The 16,138-nt window shown below is 58.1% G+C and carries 15 protein-coding genes; 9 read left to right on the plus strand and 6 right to left on the minus strand.

Translation table 11 applies throughout. The features are described 5' to 3' along the window. Positions 1-108: 108 nt before the first annotated feature. The 6 genes from D3871_RS03370 to ilvA all read right to left on the minus strand — a co-directional run bounded on the left by D3871_RS03370 (position 109) and on the right by ilvA (position 5,797). On the minus strand, positions 109-735 hold the full coding sequence (locus D3871_RS03370) for an LON peptidase substrate-binding domain-containing protein (protein ID WP_119767618.1): 627 nt from the start codon (positions 733-735) through the stop codon (positions 109-111). 18 nt (positions 736-753) lie between these two features. Next, the gene (rapZ, locus tag D3871_RS03375) at positions 754-1,617 is read right to left on the minus strand and encodes an RNase adapter RapZ (protein ID WP_119767619.1); all 864 of its coding nucleotides are present in this window, start codon (positions 1,615-1,617) and stop codon (positions 754-756) included. Positions 1,618-1,665: 48 nt separating this feature from the next. Further along, a complete protein-coding gene (hprK, locus tag D3871_RS03380) occupies positions 1,666-2,604 on the minus strand; it encodes an HPr(Ser) kinase/phosphatase (protein ID WP_119767620.1) in 939 nt (312 codons plus the stop codon). 12 nt (positions 2,605-2,616) lie between these two features. Then, a complete protein-coding gene (locus tag D3871_RS03385; protein ID WP_119767621.1) occupies positions 2,617-3,084 on the minus strand; it encodes a PTS sugar transporter subunit IIA in 468 nt (155 codons plus the stop codon). Positions 3,085-3,361: 277 nt separating this feature from the next. Next, positions 3,362-4,201 (minus strand): NADPH-dependent 7-cyano-7-deazaguanine reductase QueF, encoded by an 840-nt coding sequence (queF, locus tag D3871_RS03390; RefSeq protein ID WP_119769858.1) that lies wholly within the window; start codon positions 4,199-4,201, stop codon positions 3,362-3,364. 72 nt (positions 4,202-4,273) lie between these two features. Further along, complete coding sequence (ilvA, locus tag D3871_RS03395; protein ID WP_119767622.1) at positions 4,274-5,797, minus strand: threonine ammonia-lyase, biosynthetic; 1,524 nt, start codon at positions 5,795-5,797, stop codon at positions 4,274-4,276. A 127-nt stretch (positions 5,798-5,924) separates the two neighbouring features. On the opposite strand from ilvA, the gene D3871_RS03400 reads away from it, so the two are divergent. From D3871_RS03400 to D3871_RS03440, 9 genes are all read left to right on the plus strand, one after another. Next, positions 5,925-6,413: a YqaA family protein gene (locus D3871_RS03400; RefSeq protein WP_119767623.1), complete on the plus strand. Its 489-nt coding sequence runs from the start codon at positions 5,925-5,927 to the stop codon at positions 6,411-6,413. Positions 6,414-6,563: 150 nt separating this feature from the next. Continuing rightward, entirely contained in the window at positions 6,564-10,559 is a 3,996-nt protein-coding gene (locus tag D3871_RS03405) for a DUF3683 domain-containing protein (protein ID WP_119767624.1), read from the plus strand. A 26-nt stretch (positions 10,560-10,585) separates the two neighbouring features. Further along, entirely contained in the window at positions 10,586-11,023 is a 438-nt protein-coding gene (locus D3871_RS03410) for an HIT family protein (RefSeq protein WP_119767625.1), read from the plus strand. Positions 11,024-11,076: 53 nt separating this feature from the next. Then, positions 11,077-11,508 carry a gamma-butyrobetaine hydroxylase family protein gene (locus D3871_RS03415; protein WP_119767626.1) on the plus strand — a complete coding sequence of 144 codons (432 nt, stop codon included), beginning with the start codon at positions 11,077-11,079 and terminating at the stop codon, positions 11,506-11,508. A gap of 111 nt (positions 11,509-11,619) precedes the next feature. Then, positions 11,620-12,354 carry a bifunctional demethylmenaquinone methyltransferase/2-methoxy-6-polyprenyl-1,4-benzoquinol methylase UbiE gene (ubiE, locus tag D3871_RS03420; RefSeq protein ID WP_119769859.1) on the plus strand — a complete coding sequence of 245 codons (735 nt, stop codon included), beginning with the start codon at positions 11,620-11,622 and terminating at the stop codon, positions 12,352-12,354. A 9-nt stretch (positions 12,355-12,363) separates the two neighbouring features. Further along, a complete protein-coding gene (locus D3871_RS03425; protein WP_119767627.1) occupies positions 12,364-13,293 on the plus strand; it encodes a Tim44 domain-containing protein in 930 nt (309 codons plus the stop codon). Between the two features lie 69 nt (positions 13,294-13,362). After that, positions 13,363-13,938, plus strand: a complete 576-nt coding sequence (locus D3871_RS03430) for a ubiquinone biosynthesis accessory factor UbiJ (RefSeq protein WP_119769860.1) — start codon at positions 13,363-13,365, stop codon at positions 13,936-13,938. After that, on the plus strand, positions 13,939-15,516 hold the full coding sequence (ubiB, locus tag D3871_RS03435) for a ubiquinone biosynthesis regulatory protein kinase UbiB (RefSeq protein ID WP_119767628.1): 1,578 nt from the start codon (positions 13,939-13,941) through the stop codon (positions 15,514-15,516). Between the two features lie 4 nt (positions 15,517-15,520). After that, entirely contained in the window at positions 15,521-16,126 is a 606-nt protein-coding gene (locus tag D3871_RS03440) for a methyltransferase domain-containing protein (protein ID WP_119767629.1), read from the plus strand. The last annotated feature ends 12 nt before the right edge of the window (positions 16,127-16,138 follow it).

Consider the following 16,138-nt stretch of genomic DNA (forward strand, 5'->3'; position numbering starts at 1 on the left):
CGGCAAGCGCCGCCTTATCGGAAATGGCACACGCGCGGACAATGGCTTGTCATCGACAGGTCATTCAGTTCGCGATCGCATGCCGGTCCCACAAGAAGCCGAATAAGGTCAGAGAATTTTGTGCTGCTGCAGATATTGATGAACAATTGACAAGCGTGTCTGCGCGTCGTCAAGTTCGAGCAGTTTTTGGCGGGCTTTCAATGGTATCGGGAGGATTTCGCACCAGCGATTGGCTACCCAGCTCGCGTTGTCGAGCCTGGCCGGCTGCGAGAACGGACTGATAAACTTGGCGCCTTCTTCCTCGCGCCCCTTGGCATCAATGTCGTCGATCACGATCTTGAGCATCTTTGCGCACTCCACATGGATATCGCTGACCGGCGATACCGGATCGGCAGCCATCATCTCGACGCGCGCCTCGAGTCGCTGATCGGAAAGCACGCGCGTTTCAAGGATGCGAAAGCGCTCGCCGCCTTCCGTACGCAACATCATCACGCCTAGGTTCTGCATGTCCCAGTCGGCGATGCTGGCCAGGCAACCTGTTCCCTCCGGCTCCGCTGCCATGCCTACTTCCTGGCCGGCCTTGATCAGGACCACGCCAAACGGCGTGTTGTGTTTCATGCAATCACGCACCATGTCGATGTAGCGCGTTTCAAACACCTTGAGCGGCAACACGCCGCCCGGGAACAGGACTGTCTTCAGCGGGAACAGCGGAAGCCAGGAATCGGTCAGCGGCATGGTAGCGATGAAAGGAAGTTAACTAAGTTCGCGATGGCGCAGCAGCACGCGCTCGGACGCGCGGAAATGCCGCGCAAGCTGTTCGACCATATAGACTGATCGATGCTGTCCGCCAGTGCAGCCGATGGCCACTGTCAGATAACTGCGATTGTCGTTCTTGAAAGCGGGTAGCCACTTCCCGACAAAATTGCGGATGTCGGCGAGCAGTTCCGCAACGTGTGCCTGCGCATCGAGAAACGCGATCACCGGTTCATCGCGCCCGGTGTAGGGGCGCAAGGTCGTATCGTAAAAGGGATTGGGCAACACGCGCACATCAAATACCAGGTCCGCATCCAGCGGCACGCCAAACTTGAAGGCAAATGATTCGAACAACAGCGTTAGCGGCGTGCGTTCGGTTTCCACCAGGTCCTTGATCCAGGCGCGCAGTTTGTTGGCCGACAGTCCTGAAGTATCGATCACATGGCCGATCCCTTCGATTGCCGACATCATTTCGCGTTCACGCAGAATGCACTCGGTCAGTGTTGGCTGGCCGGCTCGTCCGAGTTCGGGTCGTACGCGATGCGAGAGGGGATGGCTGCGTCGCGTTTCGGAAAAGCGCGTAATCAGCGATTCGGTTTTTGCCGTAAGAAACAATACCTTGACATCGTGGCCTTCTTCCTTGAGCAGGCTGATATCGTCCGGCAGGCCGGCCAGGGAATCCGCACTGCGCGCGTCCATGGCAACGGCCAGCGTGTCGCCGTTTTCCTCGAGACGGATTTCAACGAGATGGCGCAGCAGCTTTGGCGGCAGATTATCAACGCAGAAATATCCGGCGTCTTCGAGTGCATTCAAGCCGACCGATTTTCCCGAGCCGGAAATGCCTGTAATAAGAATGATACGCATAGACTTGAATCATACCGCAAGCCTCTGACGATCGCAGTTGCGCGCGCGCTACTCGTTACCCATGGCCTTTTGCTGGCGCTCCATGAATTCTTTGAGTGTATCAATGCCACGCAATTGCAAGATGGTATTGCGGACGGCCGCTTCCAGCAGCACCGCGAGATTTCGGCCAGCCTCAACGGGGATAATGACTTTGCGTATGGGCAAGCCAAGCACTTCCTGGGTTTGAGAATGCAGCGGCAGGCGCTCGTAGTTTTCTTCCAGCGTGCTGCGACGCACCAAATGGACGATCAGCTTGAGACGCATTTTGCGGCGCACTGCGGTTTCACCAAAAATGGTCTTGATATCGAGCAAGCCCAGCCCGCGTACTTCCAGCAGGTTCTGCAGCAAGGGCGGGCAACGCCCTTCAATCATATTGGGCGCAATGCGGGCGAACTCTACTGCATCGTCAGCTACCAGGCCATGATTGCGTGAAATCAGTTCCAGTCCGAGTTCGCTCTTGCCGAGGCCCGATTCGCCGGTGATCAAAACGCCAACACCAAGCACGTCCATGAACACACCATGCATGGTGATGCGCTGTGCCAATTCCTTCGACAGATAAACACGCAAATAGTCGATGACTTGCGCGGCTGGCAGCGGCGTCGAGAACAGGGGGATATTTTTTTCGTCGCAGATCGCGAGGATATAAGGCGGCGTTTCCAGGCCTTGGGCAATGATGAAGGCCGGAGGCTCGCCCACAACCAATTCCTCGGTCTGGTATTTGCGCGATGCGGGAGACAGCTTGCTGTAATACTGAATTTCCTGATGGCCGAATACCTGCAGGCGTCCAGGGTGGATCAGGTTCAGGTGGCCTACCTGGTCGGCGGCCGAGGTGGCATCACCGGAGATGCGTCTTTCGCCACCGGGAAAGCCGGCAAACCACCCGAGCTGCAAAGCTTCCCGGGTGTCGTCGAACAATTGCTGGATTGTCAGGTGCGTGGAAGCAGGCATTGAAGTCGGTGATCAGGCATGCACGCTAGGTTGCCAGGCAAGAATGCGGGCGTGTACCGATGCGGCATCCGGATCGGTAGCGAGCAACTGGCGAAACGCCTCGTCGGAAAACATCTCTGCCACTTCGGACAGAATTTCCAGATGCTGTTGCGTGACATGATCGGGAATCAGCAGAAATACCAAAAGGCTGACGGGTTGGCTATCCGGCGATTCGAAGGGAATAGGTTCCTTCAATCGGACAAAGGCGGCCAGTGGCGCTTTTAAACCCTTGATGCGTCCGTGCGGTACCGCAACGCCATGACCGAGTCCAGTCGACCCGAGACGTTCGCGCGCGAACAGGTTATCCGACACAACCGAGCGGGCGATTCCGCAGTTGTTTTCAAAAATTAATCCAGCCTGTTCGAATGCACGCTTCTTGCTGGAGACTTCCAGATCAAGAACAACATTATTCGCCGACAGGATTTTGGCAAGGTTGGTCATGTTACGCGATCGTATGATGCAACGCACAAATTAAGCAATCGAGACGCATTATAGGCCTGTTTTCCGGATGCGCAACTAAAGCATAAGATGGAATAGGGAAACCTTATTGACGGGAAGCAGAGCGTAGATATGGTATATGTCAACGATTATTACGCTTCCCGCTTTGCACAGTCCATTTACTGCTTACTGCCCTTTGCTGTTGACGGCAAAAAGCAAAATAAGTTTCCCGCATGCATCGCATTCTAAGCGCCCCTGCTTACTGGATGCTTACCTTGTCTTATTGGCGTGCATTGCGTCGGTTCGACGGCCTTTGTCCCGTTGTGAAATTGCTTCGCCACGGGTTGATATCAAGTCCGCCGCGGCGCGTATAACGTGCATAGACAGCAAGTTTTTGTGGATGGCAATTGCGCAGAATATCCATGAAGATACGTTCTACGCATTGCTCATGAAATTCATTGTGTTCGCGAAAGCCGATCAGATAGCGTAACAAACCTTCCTGGTCGATTTGCGGACCGACATAGTGAATCTGGACGCTGCCCCAGTCGGGCTGCCCGGTGACCAGGCAATTCGATTTGAGCAAGTGCGATACCAGGCTCTCTTCGACAACGGCTTCTTCAGTATTGGCCTTTAACAGCGAGGTGTCCGGCGTGTAGGCGTTCACTTCAATATCAAGCCGGTCCAGCAGCAAACCTTCAAGTTCACCCATTTCCTGTTTTGAAAAATCATCCGGCAAGCTCAGACGCACCTGTACCGGCGCACCGAAGCCGTCGGACAAATCGGTACGCAGCATCTCGGTCAACGCTTCGGCACTGGCGACCCTGGTCTGGTTGAACGAATTCAGGTAAAGCTTCAGCGACTTCGATTCGATGATATTCGGCGAATCCGATGGCACCATGAAGCTCGCAATCGCTACCTGCGGCTTGCCGCGCAAGTTAAGCCAGGACAGTTCGTATGCATTCCAGATATCCATGCCGAAAAACGGCAGCGTCCCGCTGATGCCGATTTCTTCGCGTTTCTGCTGGCGCGCAATCGGAAAGAGCAGGGAAGGTGCGTATTGGGTCTGGTATGCCGTCGGCTTGCCAAGCGGGGAAGCTTCCGGAAGATTGGATGTACTCATCATGAAATCGTGACAATGTTGGGGCGCAGGCGCATCAGTCTTTCGACATGCCGATGCGCCGCCGGTTCGGCCTTACAGAAACAGCTTGTATACCGGATTCTGGGTTTCGTCCCAGTAGCGGTAGCCCAGGCTTGCAAGGAATTGACGGAACATCTTCATTTCCTTTTTCGGCACCTGAAGGCCGACCAGGATGCGGCCGACATCGCCGCCCTGATTGCGGTAATGGAACAGGCTGATATTCCAGTTCGGCGCCATGCTGTCGAGGAAGCGCATCAGCGCGCCCGGCCGCTCGGGGAATTCAAAGCGGTACAACAGTTCGTCATGTGCCAGCGCGCTCTTGCCGCCGACCAGATGGCGCACGTGCAGCTTTGCCAGTTCGTCATGCGTCAGGTCCAGGGTCTTGAATCCGTGCTTTTCAAAGTTCTTCGTGATCTGGTTGGGCTCGTCGCGGCTGGAAATCGTCATGCCGACAAAGACATGCGCCTCCTTTTCATCGCTGATGCGATAGACGAATTCGGTTACATTGCGCGGCCCGACCAAGGAGCAAAAGCGCTTGAAGCTGCCGCGCTCCTCGGGAATGGTGACCGCAAATACCGCTTCGCGCGCTTCGCCGACTTCGGCACGTTCGGCCACGAAGCGCAGACGATCGAAATTCATGTTGGCGCCGCAGGCAACGGTGACCAGGGTTTCACCGCTGATCGGCTTCTTGGTTGCTCTGGAACGTTCGATGTATTCCTTGGCGCCTGCCACCGCAAGCGCTCCCGACGGTTCAAGGATGCTGCGCGTATCCTGGAATACATCCTTGATCGCCGCGCACACCGCATCGGTGTCGACGAGGATGATCTCGTCCACGAGCTTTTTGGTAATGCGGAAAGTCTCTTCGCCGACCAGCCTGACCGCGGTGCCATCCGCAAACAAGCCGACGTCGGGCAGCGTCACGCGCCGCCCGGCCTTGATGCTGCGCGCCATCGCATCGGAATCGACAGTCTGTACGCCGATGATCTTGATTTCGGGGCGCACCGCCTTGATGTAGGATGCCACGCCGGAAATCAGTCCGCCGCCGCCGATAGCGACGAAGATCGCATGGATCGGGCCGGTATGCTGGCGCAGGATTTCCATGGCGATGGTGCCCTGGCCGGCAATGACGTAGGGGTCATCGAATGGATGGACGAAAGTCAGCTTTTGCTTCTTTTCGAGCGTCAGCGCATGGTTGTAGGCATCGGTATAGGACTCGCCATGCAGCACCACTTCGCCGCCGCGCGCGCGCACTGCTTCGATCTTGACCGGCGGGGTCGTCGTCGGCATCACGATCACGGCGCGGCATCCCAGCTTGGCGGCGGACAAGGCAACGCCTTGCGCATGGTTGCCGGCCGATGCACAAATGACGCCGCGCTTCAGTTGTGCCGGCGTCAGGTGCGCCATCTTGTTGTAAGCGCCACGCAGCTTGAAGCTGAATACGCTTTGAATGTCTTCCCGCTTGAAGTAGATGCTGTTGTCCATGCGCGCCGACAGGGTGGGCGCGTACTCCAGTGGCGACTCGACGGCGACGTCGTAGACGCGAGCGGTCAGGATTTTTTGTAGGTAGTCGGTAGTCATAGGCTTCGGTCTGCGGCACGCCCCCCAATGCGGCGTGTGAACCCGCCATTATAATGGACGCCCTTATACAACTCTTCATCTGCATGCATACCCGCTATGCGCCCGATGCGCGCCTGACGCCCAACCGATGATCGAATCCACTGTTCGCTGGCTACTTAATGTTCTTGCCATTCCCGATGTCGGACTGAGCTCCGTCTTTATCATCAGCGTATTGTCCGCAACGCTGCTGCCGCTCGGTTCCGAACCGGCCGTGTTCGCTGTCGCCAAGGCCAATGCGGCGCTTTTCTGGCCGGTCATTCTGGTTGCGACGATCGGCAATACGCTCGGAGGGGTCATCGACTACCTGATCGGCTACGGCGCCAAGCAAACCTTCACCGACAAGGCGGAAGGACGCTGGTTCAGGTGGATGCAGCGCTTCGGACCCAAAACGCTGCTGCTATCCTGGCTGCCCGGCGTGGGCGATCCTTTGTGCGCGCTGGCCGGTTGGCTCAGGATGCCATTCTGGCAATCCGTACTGTTCATGTCCATCGGCAAATTCCTGCGCTATCTGACAATGACATCCGCTTTGTTGTACATACCGGACGGATTCTGGCAAGAACTTGGCAATCTATTCTGAATTAGTTGCAATAACCCCATCTTTTTGCCGGATTGACCAAATGTTTCGAGGCTTTTCAGCCGTTTAGGCGCACGCAGAGTAGGGCTGTTACCGACCGCTGCATTGCAATAAGCTAAAATGCTCCTTTAAGGGTCAGTCCGATACTTCCTGATGAACGCCCCAGCACAAATCCAAGCTCTGCTTTCCGAAACGCCCGGTGCGGCCGCTCCCGCCCGCCTGCGCGAAATTCCCTATAACTACACCTCGTTTTCCGATCGCGAAATCGTGATCCGCCTGCTCGGCGAAGAATCGTGGCGGATCCTCGATGAATTGCGCAGCGAGCGCCAGACCGGCCGGTCCGCGCGCATGTTGTACGAAGTCCTCGGAGACGTCTGGGTGGTACGGCGCAATCCCTACCTTCAGGATGACTTGCTCGACAATCCGAAGCGTCGCCAGGATCTGATCGACGCGCTCAACCACCGCCTGACCGAAGTCGAAAAGAGGCGTCTGACCACCGACCTGGCCGATGCCGGCGACGCGCATGCACGTCATCGCAGCGCCAATGTCGAAGTCTTGCTGAGGGCAGCGCGCAAGGCGGTAACCGATTTCGGTGAAGAATTCCGCCAGATGTACGATTTGCGCAAGCGCGCGACCAAGGTACTCGGGCGCTATACCGCCAAGGACAATATCAAGTTCGATGGCTTGTCGCGCGTGTCGCACGTCACCGATGCGACCGACTGGCGCGTCGAATATCCTTTCGTCGTGCTGACGCCCGATACCGAAGATGAAATGGCCGGCTTGGTGAAGGCCTGTATTGAACTCGGCCTGACCATCATTCCGCGTGGCGGCGGCACTGGCTATACCGGCGGCGCGATCCCGCTGACGCCGATGTCGGCCGTGATCAACACCGAAAAGCTGGAAGACCTGGGGGCGGTTGAAATGACGATGCTGCCCGGCGTCGACAGGCCCTACGCAACAATCTATTCCGGCGCCGGCGTCGTCACCAAGCGCGTGTCCGACGCGGCGGAAAAAGCCGGCTTCGTCTTCGCTGTCGACCCCACTTCGGCGGAAGCATCCTGCATTGGCGGCAATGTCGCGATGAATGCCGGCGGCAAGAAAGCCGTGCTGTGGGGCACCGCGCTCGATAATCTCGCCAGCTGGCGCATGGTCGACCCGAACGGCGACTGGCTGGAAGTCACGCGCATCGACCACAATCTCGGCAAGATTCATGACGCTCCGGTCGCCCGCTTCAAGCTCGAATGGACCCATCCGGGCGAACGCGGCAAGACCAATGCCCCATTCAAGACCGAGTATCTGGAAATCGAAGGTCGCCGCTTCCGCAAGGAAGGCCTGGGCAAGGATGTCACCGACAAGTTCCTGGCCGGTCTGCCCGGCGTGCAAAAGGAAGGCTGCGACGGCCTGATTACGTCGGCGCGCTGGATCCTGCACAAGATGCCTAAGCATACGCGTACCGTCTGTCTCGAATTTTTCGGCCAGGCGCGCGATGCCATTCCATCGATCGTGGAAATCAAGGATTTCCTCGATGCGGAAACCAGAAAGGGCGGCGCGATTCTGGCCGGCCTTGAACATCTCGACGAGCGCTACCTGCGCGCGGTCGGCTATGCGACCAAGTCCAAGCGCGGCGTGCTGCCGAAGATGGCGCTGTTCGGCGACATCGTCGGCGATGACGAGGAAGCGGTTGCCCGCGCGGCATCGGAAGTTGTCCGTATCGCAAATACCCGTGTCGGTGAAGGCTTCGTTGCGGTCAGCCCGGAAACGCGCAAGAAATTCTGGCTCGACCGTGCGCGTACCGCCGCGATCGCCAAGCATACCAATGCGTTCAAGATCAACGAAGACGTCGTCATTCCGCTCAACCGCATGGGCGAGTATACCGACGGCATCGAGCATATCAATATCGAACTGTCGATCCACAACAAGCTGCAACTGCTTGCGGATCTGCGCGGCTTCTTTGCATCGAATCATCTGCCACTGGGCAAGAGCGAAGATGCGGACGCCAACGACATTCCCGCCTCCGAATTGCTGGGCGAACGTGTCGCCCAGGCACGCGAACTGATCGAAACCACCCGTGCGCGCTGGGCCTACCTGCTTGCCAATCTGGACAAGCCGCTGCGCCAGGCACATGACGAACTGGCGGCGCTGGGCGTCTCCATGACGTGGATCGATGAGCGGCTGCAACGCCAGCCCAAGGCGACGGTGTTTGATGTCGTGCAGGACCGCACCATCCGCGTGTCATGGAAGGCCGAAATCCGCGCGCAGCTGCGCCAGATCTTCAACGGCGGCGCATTCAAGCTTATCCTCGACGAGTGCACTGCGATCCACAAGCGCGTGCTGCGCGGACGTGTCTTCGTCGCGCTGCACATGCACGCGGGCGATGGCAATGTGCATACCAATATCCCGGTCAATTCCGACCATTACGAAATGCTGCAGGATGCGCATGCCGCGGTTGAACGCATCATGGTACTGGCGCGTTCGCTCAATGGCGTAATTTCGGGTGAACACGGGATCGGCATTACCAAGCTGGAATTCCTGACCGAAGAAGAGATCCAGGATTTCCGCGACTACAAGTTGCGCGTCGATCCGGAAGGACGCTTCAACAAGGGCAAGCTGCTCAATCTGCCGGACATGCATGCGGACTTGCGCAATGCCTACACGCCGTCATTCGGCCTGATGGGCCACGAATCGCTGATCATGCAGCAGAGCGATATCGGCGCGATCGCCAACAGCGTCAAGGATTGCCTGCGCTGCGGCAAGTGCAAACCGGTGTGCTCGACCCATGTGCCGCGCGCGAATCTGCTGTACTCGCCGCGCAACAAGATTCTTGCGACTTCCCTGCTGGTCGAGGCTTTCCTGTACGAAGAGCAGACCCGGCGCGGCGTATCGATCAAGCATTGGGAAGAGTTCGAGGATGTCGCCGATCACTGCACGGTCTGCCACAAGTGCGAAAAGCCATGCCCGGTCGATATCGATTTCGGCGATGTCTCGATGAACATGCGCAACCTGCTGCGCAAGATGGACAAGAAGTCGTTCAATCCCGGCACGGCTGCCGCGATGTTCTTCCTGAATGCCACCGATCCGGCCACCATTAACGCGACACGCGCGGCGATGACCGGTCTCGGTTACAAGGCGCAACGCATGGCCAACGACGTGCTGAAAAAGTTTGCGAAGAAGCAGACCAAGGCGCCACCGGCCACGCATGGCAAGCCGCCGGTCAAAGAGCAGGTGATTCACTTCATCAACAAGAAAATGCCGGGCAATCTGCCCAAGAAAACCGCAAGGGCTCTGCTCGACATCGAGGACGATAAGGTCGTACCCATCATTCGCGATCCGATGAAGACCACGGCCGATACGGAAGCGGTGTTTTACTTCCCGGGCTGCGGTTCGGAGCGCCTGTTCTCGCAAGTCGGCCTCGCGACCCAAGCGATGCTGTGGCATGTCGGTGTGCAAACCGTGCTGCCGCCGGGTTATCTGTGCTGCGGTTATCCGCAGCGCGGCGCCGGACAGTACGACAAGGCGGAAAAGATGATTACCGATAACCGCGTGCTGTTCCATCGTGTCGCCAACACACTGAACTACCTCGATATCAAGACCGTCGTCGTGTCGTGCGGTACCTGCTACGATCAGCTGCAAGGCTATGAATTCGACAAGATTTTCCCCGGTTGCCGCATCATCGACATCCACGAATATCTGCTCGAAAAGAACGTGAAGCTGGAAGGTGTCTCGGGTACCCGCTACATGTACCACGATCCTTGCCATACGCCGATGAAGCAGCAGGATCCGCTGAAAACCGTCAATGCGCTGATCACCACCGATGACGGCACCAAGGTTGAAAAGAACGACCGTTGTTGCGGCGAATCCGGCACCTTTGCGGTCAGCCGCCCTGACATTTCCACGCAAGTCCGCTTCCGCAAGGAAGTCGAAATGCGCCAGGGCGCCGACAAGCTGCGTGACGACGGATTCGGCGGCGAGGTCAAGATCCTTACTTCCTGCCCGTCTTGCCTGCAAGGCTTGAACCGCTACAATGAAGATTCCGGCACCAGCGCGGACTACATCGTGGTCGAGATGGCCAAGCATCTGCTTGGCGAAAACTGGATGCCCGAGTACGTTGCGCGTGCAAACAATGGCGGAATCGAACGCGTTCTCGTGTAAGTTTTGTACCTTGGGATAGGGAACCGATGGCCAAAGAAGCGTGTGAACTATGCATGCATCCCGGTGGCGAAGTCATCTACCGGGATGACAATTACCGCATCGTCCTGGTCGATGACGAGCGCTACCCCGGTTTTTGCCGCGTGATCTGGAATGCGCATGTGGCCGAGATGACGGACCTGCCATCAGCCGAACGGGCAATACTGATCGCGGCGATATGGCAGGTCGAAGAGGCGGTGCGCGAAACCATGCATCCGCACAAGATCAATGTCGCGAGCTTGGGCAATGTGGTGCCGCATCTGCACTGGCATATCATTCCGCGCTATGAGGATGATGCGCATTTCCCGAATCCGATCTGGGGCGAGGTCAAGCGCACTCCGATTTCTGCCGATCTTGCGAAGCGCCGTGCGTTGGTGCCGCGCTTGCGCGAGGCCTTGCTTGACCGTTTTGAAGAATCGTTGCTGTAGCTCCTGCGCGGCTGCTCCGGCCGCGACGGCTTTCAACCTGATCCCGACTCCCCATGGCCGAACCGAAACAAGCAACACCTTCCCCGACTTCCCTGACCGTGCGCAGCCAGTCGCGCGTGCTGGAAATCGCTTTCGATTCCGGCGAAGCGTTTTCGCTGCCGTTCGAATTCCTGCGTGTTTATTCGCCGTCGGCGGAAGTAAGAGGCCACGGCGCCGGGCAGGAAGTGTTGCAGACCGGCAAGCGCGATGTGCAGATCACTGCAATGGAACCGGTCGGCAACTATGCGGTGCAGCCGCATTTTTCCGACAGTCACAATTCCGGGATTTATTCTTGGGATTATCTATACTGGTTGGGCGCCAACCAGTCCCAGTTGTGGGAAGAGTACTTGGCGCGCCTGGAAGCGGCAGGTTTCATGCGTGAAAGCGGACGCGATGCGCCGATGGTGACCGATGCCGGCGGCCATGGCTGCGGTCATCATCACTGACGGCTGTCGCGCCGCATTGCGCTGCGTGCAAAATTTTCTCCGTATGGAACGCTTGAAAGCCGCGCCTGTCTGCACTTGTATAATGCGCGCTGGACCAAATTGCCTGACGCCATGACCAATACCACGCATTTCGGTTATCAGACCGTATCTGAAGACGAGAAGGTGCACAAAGTCGCCGAAGTCTTTCATTCCGTCGCGGCAAAGTACGACGTAATGAATGACTTGATGTCGGGCGGCCTGCATCGACTCTGGAAAGCCTTCACGATTGCCCAGGCCGGCGTGCGGCCCGGCTTCAAGGTGCTGGATATCGCGGGCGGCACAGGCGATCTGTCGAAAGCCTTTGCGCGCCAGGCGGGACCGAGCGGCGAAGTCTGGCTGACCGACATCAATGAATCGATGCTGAGAGTAGGGCGCGACCGCCTGTTGAACAAGGGCTTACCCGTCCCCATCTTATTATGTGATGCGGAAAAGCTGCCATTTCCGAGCAATTATTTTGACCGGGTCAGCGTGGCTTTCGGCTTGCGCAACATGACGCACAAGGACGCCGCGCTAGCAGAGATGCAACGCGTCCTGAAACCCGGCGGCAAGCTGCTGGTGCTGGAATTTTCCAAGGTGCACGAAGCGCTGAAAAAACCGTACGACCTGTATTCATTTTCCGTCTTGCCCTGGCTGGGGCAGCGTATTGCGAAGGATTCGGACAGTTATCGCTACCTGGCCGAATCGATCCGCATGCACCCGGACCAGGAAACGCTCAAGTCCATGCTGCAGGCAGCGGGCCTGGAACGTGTCGAGTACTTTAATTTGACCGCCGGGGTCGCAGCCCTGCACACCGGTGTCAAACTCTAGGAGAGTGCCATGAAGAAGTTTTTACTTGCATTGATGGTGGCAGTCAGCGCCATGTCGGTCGTCGTGGTCGAAGCGGAAGCCAAGCGCCTTGGCAGCGGCAGCTCCGTCGGCCGCCAGTCTTCGGGCGTCAGCAAGCAGGCAACACCGCCGACCTCCGGCCAGACTGCCAATTCCAACCAGGCCGCGCAGGCGCCGGCCGCGACCCCGCAAGGCGTGCCGGCCAAGCCGGCCAGCCCGTGGCGCAATATCCTGGGCGGCGCATTGCTTGGGCTCGGCTTGGGCGCATTGCTGTCGCACTTGGGACTGAGTGGCGCCATGGCCAGCATCATCAGCACCATCTTGATGGTCGCGTTGCTGGCGTTGGCCGTGATGTTCATTGTCCGTCTGTTCCGCAACAGGAATGGTGGTAGTCAGCAAAAGCCCGCTTTCGCTGGCGGCTACGATAGCGGCCTGTCCGCACGCACACCGGAAATCGGCTCCCGCATCGAACCGAATGCGCAGCCAGCCGCGTTTCAGGCGCAACAGGCACCGGCAGGCGCCGCAGCGCCGCTGCATTTGCCGGCCGGATTCGATGCACCGTCCTTCCTGCGTCATTCCAAGACTTACTTCATCCGTCTGCAGGCGGCTTGGGACAAGGCCGACATCGAAGACATCCGCGAATTCACGACGGCGGAAATGTTTGCCGAGCTACGCCTGCAGTTGCAGGAACGCGGTCCGGCCGCCAACCATACTGATGTGGTATCGCTGGACGCCGATTTGCTGACGATGGAACAGATCGGTGACGAATACCTGGCCAGCGTACGATTCAGCGGCATGATCAAGGAATCTGAAAATGCCCCGGCTGAACAGTTTGCCGAGATCTGGAACCTGACCAAGCCAGTATCCGGCCAAGGCGGCTGGTTACTTGCCGGAATTCAACAATTGTCTGGTGTTGCCTAAATACCTCCCGGCAAACTGGTAAACTGCAAACCGCCCGTGGATGGCCACGGGCGGTTTTATTTTGCGACCATGATTCGTACTCCCATTTCCTCAGCTATCAATCACCTGCTTGCCAGCGAATCCTGGGCACGTGAAAAACTTGCGCGGCACGCAGGCAAGGTGGCGATGTTCGATGCCGGTGTCGCTGCGATCCGGCTGAAAGTCGCTTCCGATGGAATGGTGCAGGCCGCCGAAAGCCACGACGTTGCCAACGTCACGATACGGGCCAAGCTGTCCGATCTGCCCCTGATTGTGCAAAACCGGAAGCATGCGTTTTCCTATGTGCAGATTGAAGGCGACGCCGACTTTGCCAATACCGTTTCGCAGCTCAGCGAATCGCTGCGATGGGAAGCCGAGGAAGACTTGGGACGCGTTTTCGGCGATGCAGCAGCGGTGCGCCTGGTATCCGGCGTCCAGGCCATTGCCCAGACAGCGAAAGCCACACAACAAAAATTTGTGGAAAACCTGGCGGAATATTTTCTTGAAGAGAATCCGCTACTGGTGCGCCCTCGTCAGGTCGGCGAGTTTTCCGGTGAAGTCACAAGATTGCGCGACGACGTGGAACGTCTCGCCAAACGCATCGATCGCTTGAAGGGAAGCCGCTAGATGTTTTTCAAGGTACTGCGGCTGTACAAGATTGCCCGTGTCGCGATCAAATATGGGCTCGACAACATTGCCATGTCGGGACTGGCAAGTCCCCGCATCGCCAGGCTGATCGACACCTTCTTTTTCTGGCGCGACATATCGACGCCGCGCGGCGTGCGGCTGCGGCGCGCGCTGGAAGAGCTGGGTCCCATCTTTGTCAAGTTCGGCCAAGTCTTGTCGACGCGGCGCGACCTGATGCCGCCGGATATTGCCGATGAACTCGCCAAGCTGCAGGACCGCGTGCCGCCGTTTGATTCCGATCTCGCGATTGCGCAGATCCGCAAATCGCTCGGTGCGCACCCCGACCAGCTGTTTGCCAGCTTTGAACGGGTTCCGGTCGCATCGGCATCGATCGCTCAAGTCCATTTCGCAACGCTCAAGGACGGGACCCAGGTCGCGGTGAAAGTGTTGCGGCCAGGCATGAAGCGCTCTATCGATGAAGACGTCGCCCTGATGGGCATCGCCGCCGGCTGGGTCGAAAAGCTGTGGGCCGATGGCCGCCGGCTCAAGCCCAGGCAGGTGGTTGGCGAATTCGACAAGTATCTGCACGATGAGCTGGACCTCATGCGCGAGGCAGCCAACGCCAGCCAGTTGCGGCGTAACTTCACCCGGTCCGATCTGTTGATGGTGCCGGAAATGCTCTGGGACTATTGCTCAACATCGGTGATCGTGATGGAGCGCATGCACGGCATACCGATTTCGCAGATCGACCGCTTGGTGGCTGAAGGCGTGGACATGAAAAAGCTCTCGCGCGACGGCGTCGAGATCTTTTTTACGCAGGTATTCCGCGACGGTTTCTTCCATGCCGACATGCATCCGGGGAATATCCTGGTATCGGTCGATCCGAAAACCTTCGGCCGCTATATCGCACTCGATTTCGGCATCGTCGGCACGCTGACCGACTTCGACAAGGATTACCTGTCGCAAAATTTCCTCGCCTTTTTCCGGCGTGATTACAAGCGGGTCGCCGAAGCCCATATCGAATCGGGCTGGGCGCCCAAGGAAACCCGGGTCGATGAATTGGAAGCGGCGGTGCGTGCCTGTTGCGAACCGATCTTCGACAGGCCGCTGCGCGACATCTCGTTCGGTCAGGTCTTGCTGCGCCTGTTCCAGACCTCGCGCCGCTTCAATGTGGAAGTGCAACCGCAATTGGTGCTGCTGCAAAAGACCCTGCTCAATATCGAAGGCCTGGGCCGCCAGCTCGATCCCGACCTTGACCTGTGGAAGACGGCCAAGCCGTATCTGGAACGCTGGATGCAGGAACAGATAGGCTGGCGCGGCATGCTCGCCCGCTTCAAGGAAGAGGTGCCGCACTATAACAAGATGATTCCGCAATTGCCGCGCCTATTGCACCAGGCATTGACCGCGAAATCCGAAGAACCGGCGGTCAATGCAGATTTGCTGAAGCAACTGATCGCCGAACAGCGGCGCACCAACATGCTGCTTGGCATAGCGATCTATTTCGGTGGCGGACTCGCAGGCGGCATCCTGATCGTGCAACTGATGTTGCGCTGGTATCAGATTCTTCACTGGTGGTAGCACCATGGCGCAGGATTTCAATAGTCGCGATCCGCAGACGCCGGAATTCTGGTCCGAGCGCTTTGAAAAAGACTTCACGCCCTGGGACCGGGCCGGTGTGCCCGAAGCTCTGCGCGCGTTTGTCGCAGCCTCGCCGCAGCCCCTCAATACGCTGATCCCGGGTTGCGGCAGCGGTTATGAAGTTGCCTGCCTTGCCGATGCCGGCTGGGATGTCACTGCAATCGACTTTTCAGCTGCCGCCGTTGCCGCAGCGCACCGCGCGTTGCCCCAGCATGCCAGCCGCATCCTGCAAGCCGATTTCTTCCGTTATTCTCCCAGCCGGCCGCTCGACCTTATTTATGAGCGTGCCTTCCTGTGTGCGCTGCCGCGCGACAGATGGCCAGCCATCGCGCAGCGCTGGGCCGAACTCTTGCGTCCGGGTGCGCTTCTTGCAGGATTTTTCTTCTTCGATGAAAAGCCGAAAGGCCCCCCTTTTGGTGCATCGGCGGGCGAACTGGAGGCCTTGCTCTCGCCCCATTTTGAGCGTATCAACGATCAGGCGGTCAGCGATTCCGTCGAGGTGTTCGCAGGGCGGGAGCGCTGGCAAATCTGGCAACGCAAAGCGGGCTGAGGGCTTTTTTCC

It is taken from the genome of Noviherbaspirillum saxi, assembly GCF_003591035.1.
In the GTDB taxonomy this organism is placed as follows: domain Bacteria; phylum Pseudomonadota; class Gammaproteobacteria; order Burkholderiales; family Burkholderiaceae_D; genus Noviherbaspirillum; species Noviherbaspirillum saxi.

What these genes read in the sequence shown, in the direction of transcription:
- D3871_RS03370 (WP_119767618.1), bottom strand. Translation starts at nt 735, where the DNA reads ATGCCGCTGACCGATTCCTGGCTTCCGCTGTTCCCGCTGAAGACAGTC.
- rapZ (WP_119767619.1), bottom strand. Translation starts at nt 1,617, where the DNA reads ATGCGTATCATTCTTATTACAGGCATTTCCGGCTCGGGAAAATCGGTC.
- hprK (WP_119767620.1), bottom strand. Translation starts at nt 2,604, where the DNA reads ATGCCTGCTTCCACGCACCTGACAATCCAGCAATTGTTCGACGACACC.
- D3871_RS03385 (WP_119767621.1), bottom strand. Translation starts at nt 3,084, where the DNA reads ATGACCAACCTTGCCAAAATCCTGTCGGCGAATAATGTTGTTCTTGAT.
- queF (WP_119769858.1), bottom strand. Translation starts at nt 4,201, where the DNA reads ATGAGTACATCCAATCTTCCGGAAGCTTCCCCGCTTGGCAAGCCGACG.
- ilvA (WP_119767622.1), bottom strand. Translation starts at nt 5,797, where the DNA reads ATGACTACCGACTACCTACAAAAAATCCTGACCGCTCGCGTCTACGAC.
- D3871_RS03400 (WP_119767623.1), top strand. Translation starts at nt 5,925, where the DNA reads ATGATCGAATCCACTGTTCGCTGGCTACTTAATGTTCTTGCCATTCCC.
- D3871_RS03405 (WP_119767624.1), top strand. Translation starts at nt 6,564, where the DNA reads ATGAACGCCCCAGCACAAATCCAAGCTCTGCTTTCCGAAACGCCCGGT.
- D3871_RS03410 (WP_119767625.1), top strand. Translation starts at nt 10,586, where the DNA reads ATGGCCAAAGAAGCGTGTGAACTATGCATGCATCCCGGTGGCGAAGTC.
- D3871_RS03415 (WP_119767626.1), top strand. Translation starts at nt 11,077, where the DNA reads ATGGCCGAACCGAAACAAGCAACACCTTCCCCGACTTCCCTGACCGTG.
- ubiE (WP_119769859.1), top strand. Translation starts at nt 11,620, where the DNA reads ATGACCAATACCACGCATTTCGGTTATCAGACCGTATCTGAAGACGAG.
- D3871_RS03425 (WP_119767627.1), top strand. Translation starts at nt 12,364, where the DNA reads ATGAAGAAGTTTTTACTTGCATTGATGGTGGCAGTCAGCGCCATGTCG.
- D3871_RS03430 (WP_119769860.1), top strand. Translation starts at nt 13,363, where the DNA reads ATGATTCGTACTCCCATTTCCTCAGCTATCAATCACCTGCTTGCCAGC.
- ubiB (WP_119767628.1), top strand. Translation starts at nt 13,939, where the DNA reads ATGTTTTTCAAGGTACTGCGGCTGTACAAGATTGCCCGTGTCGCGATC.
- D3871_RS03440 (WP_119767629.1), top strand. Translation starts at nt 15,521, where the DNA reads ATGGCGCAGGATTTCAATAGTCGCGATCCGCAGACGCCGGAATTCTGG.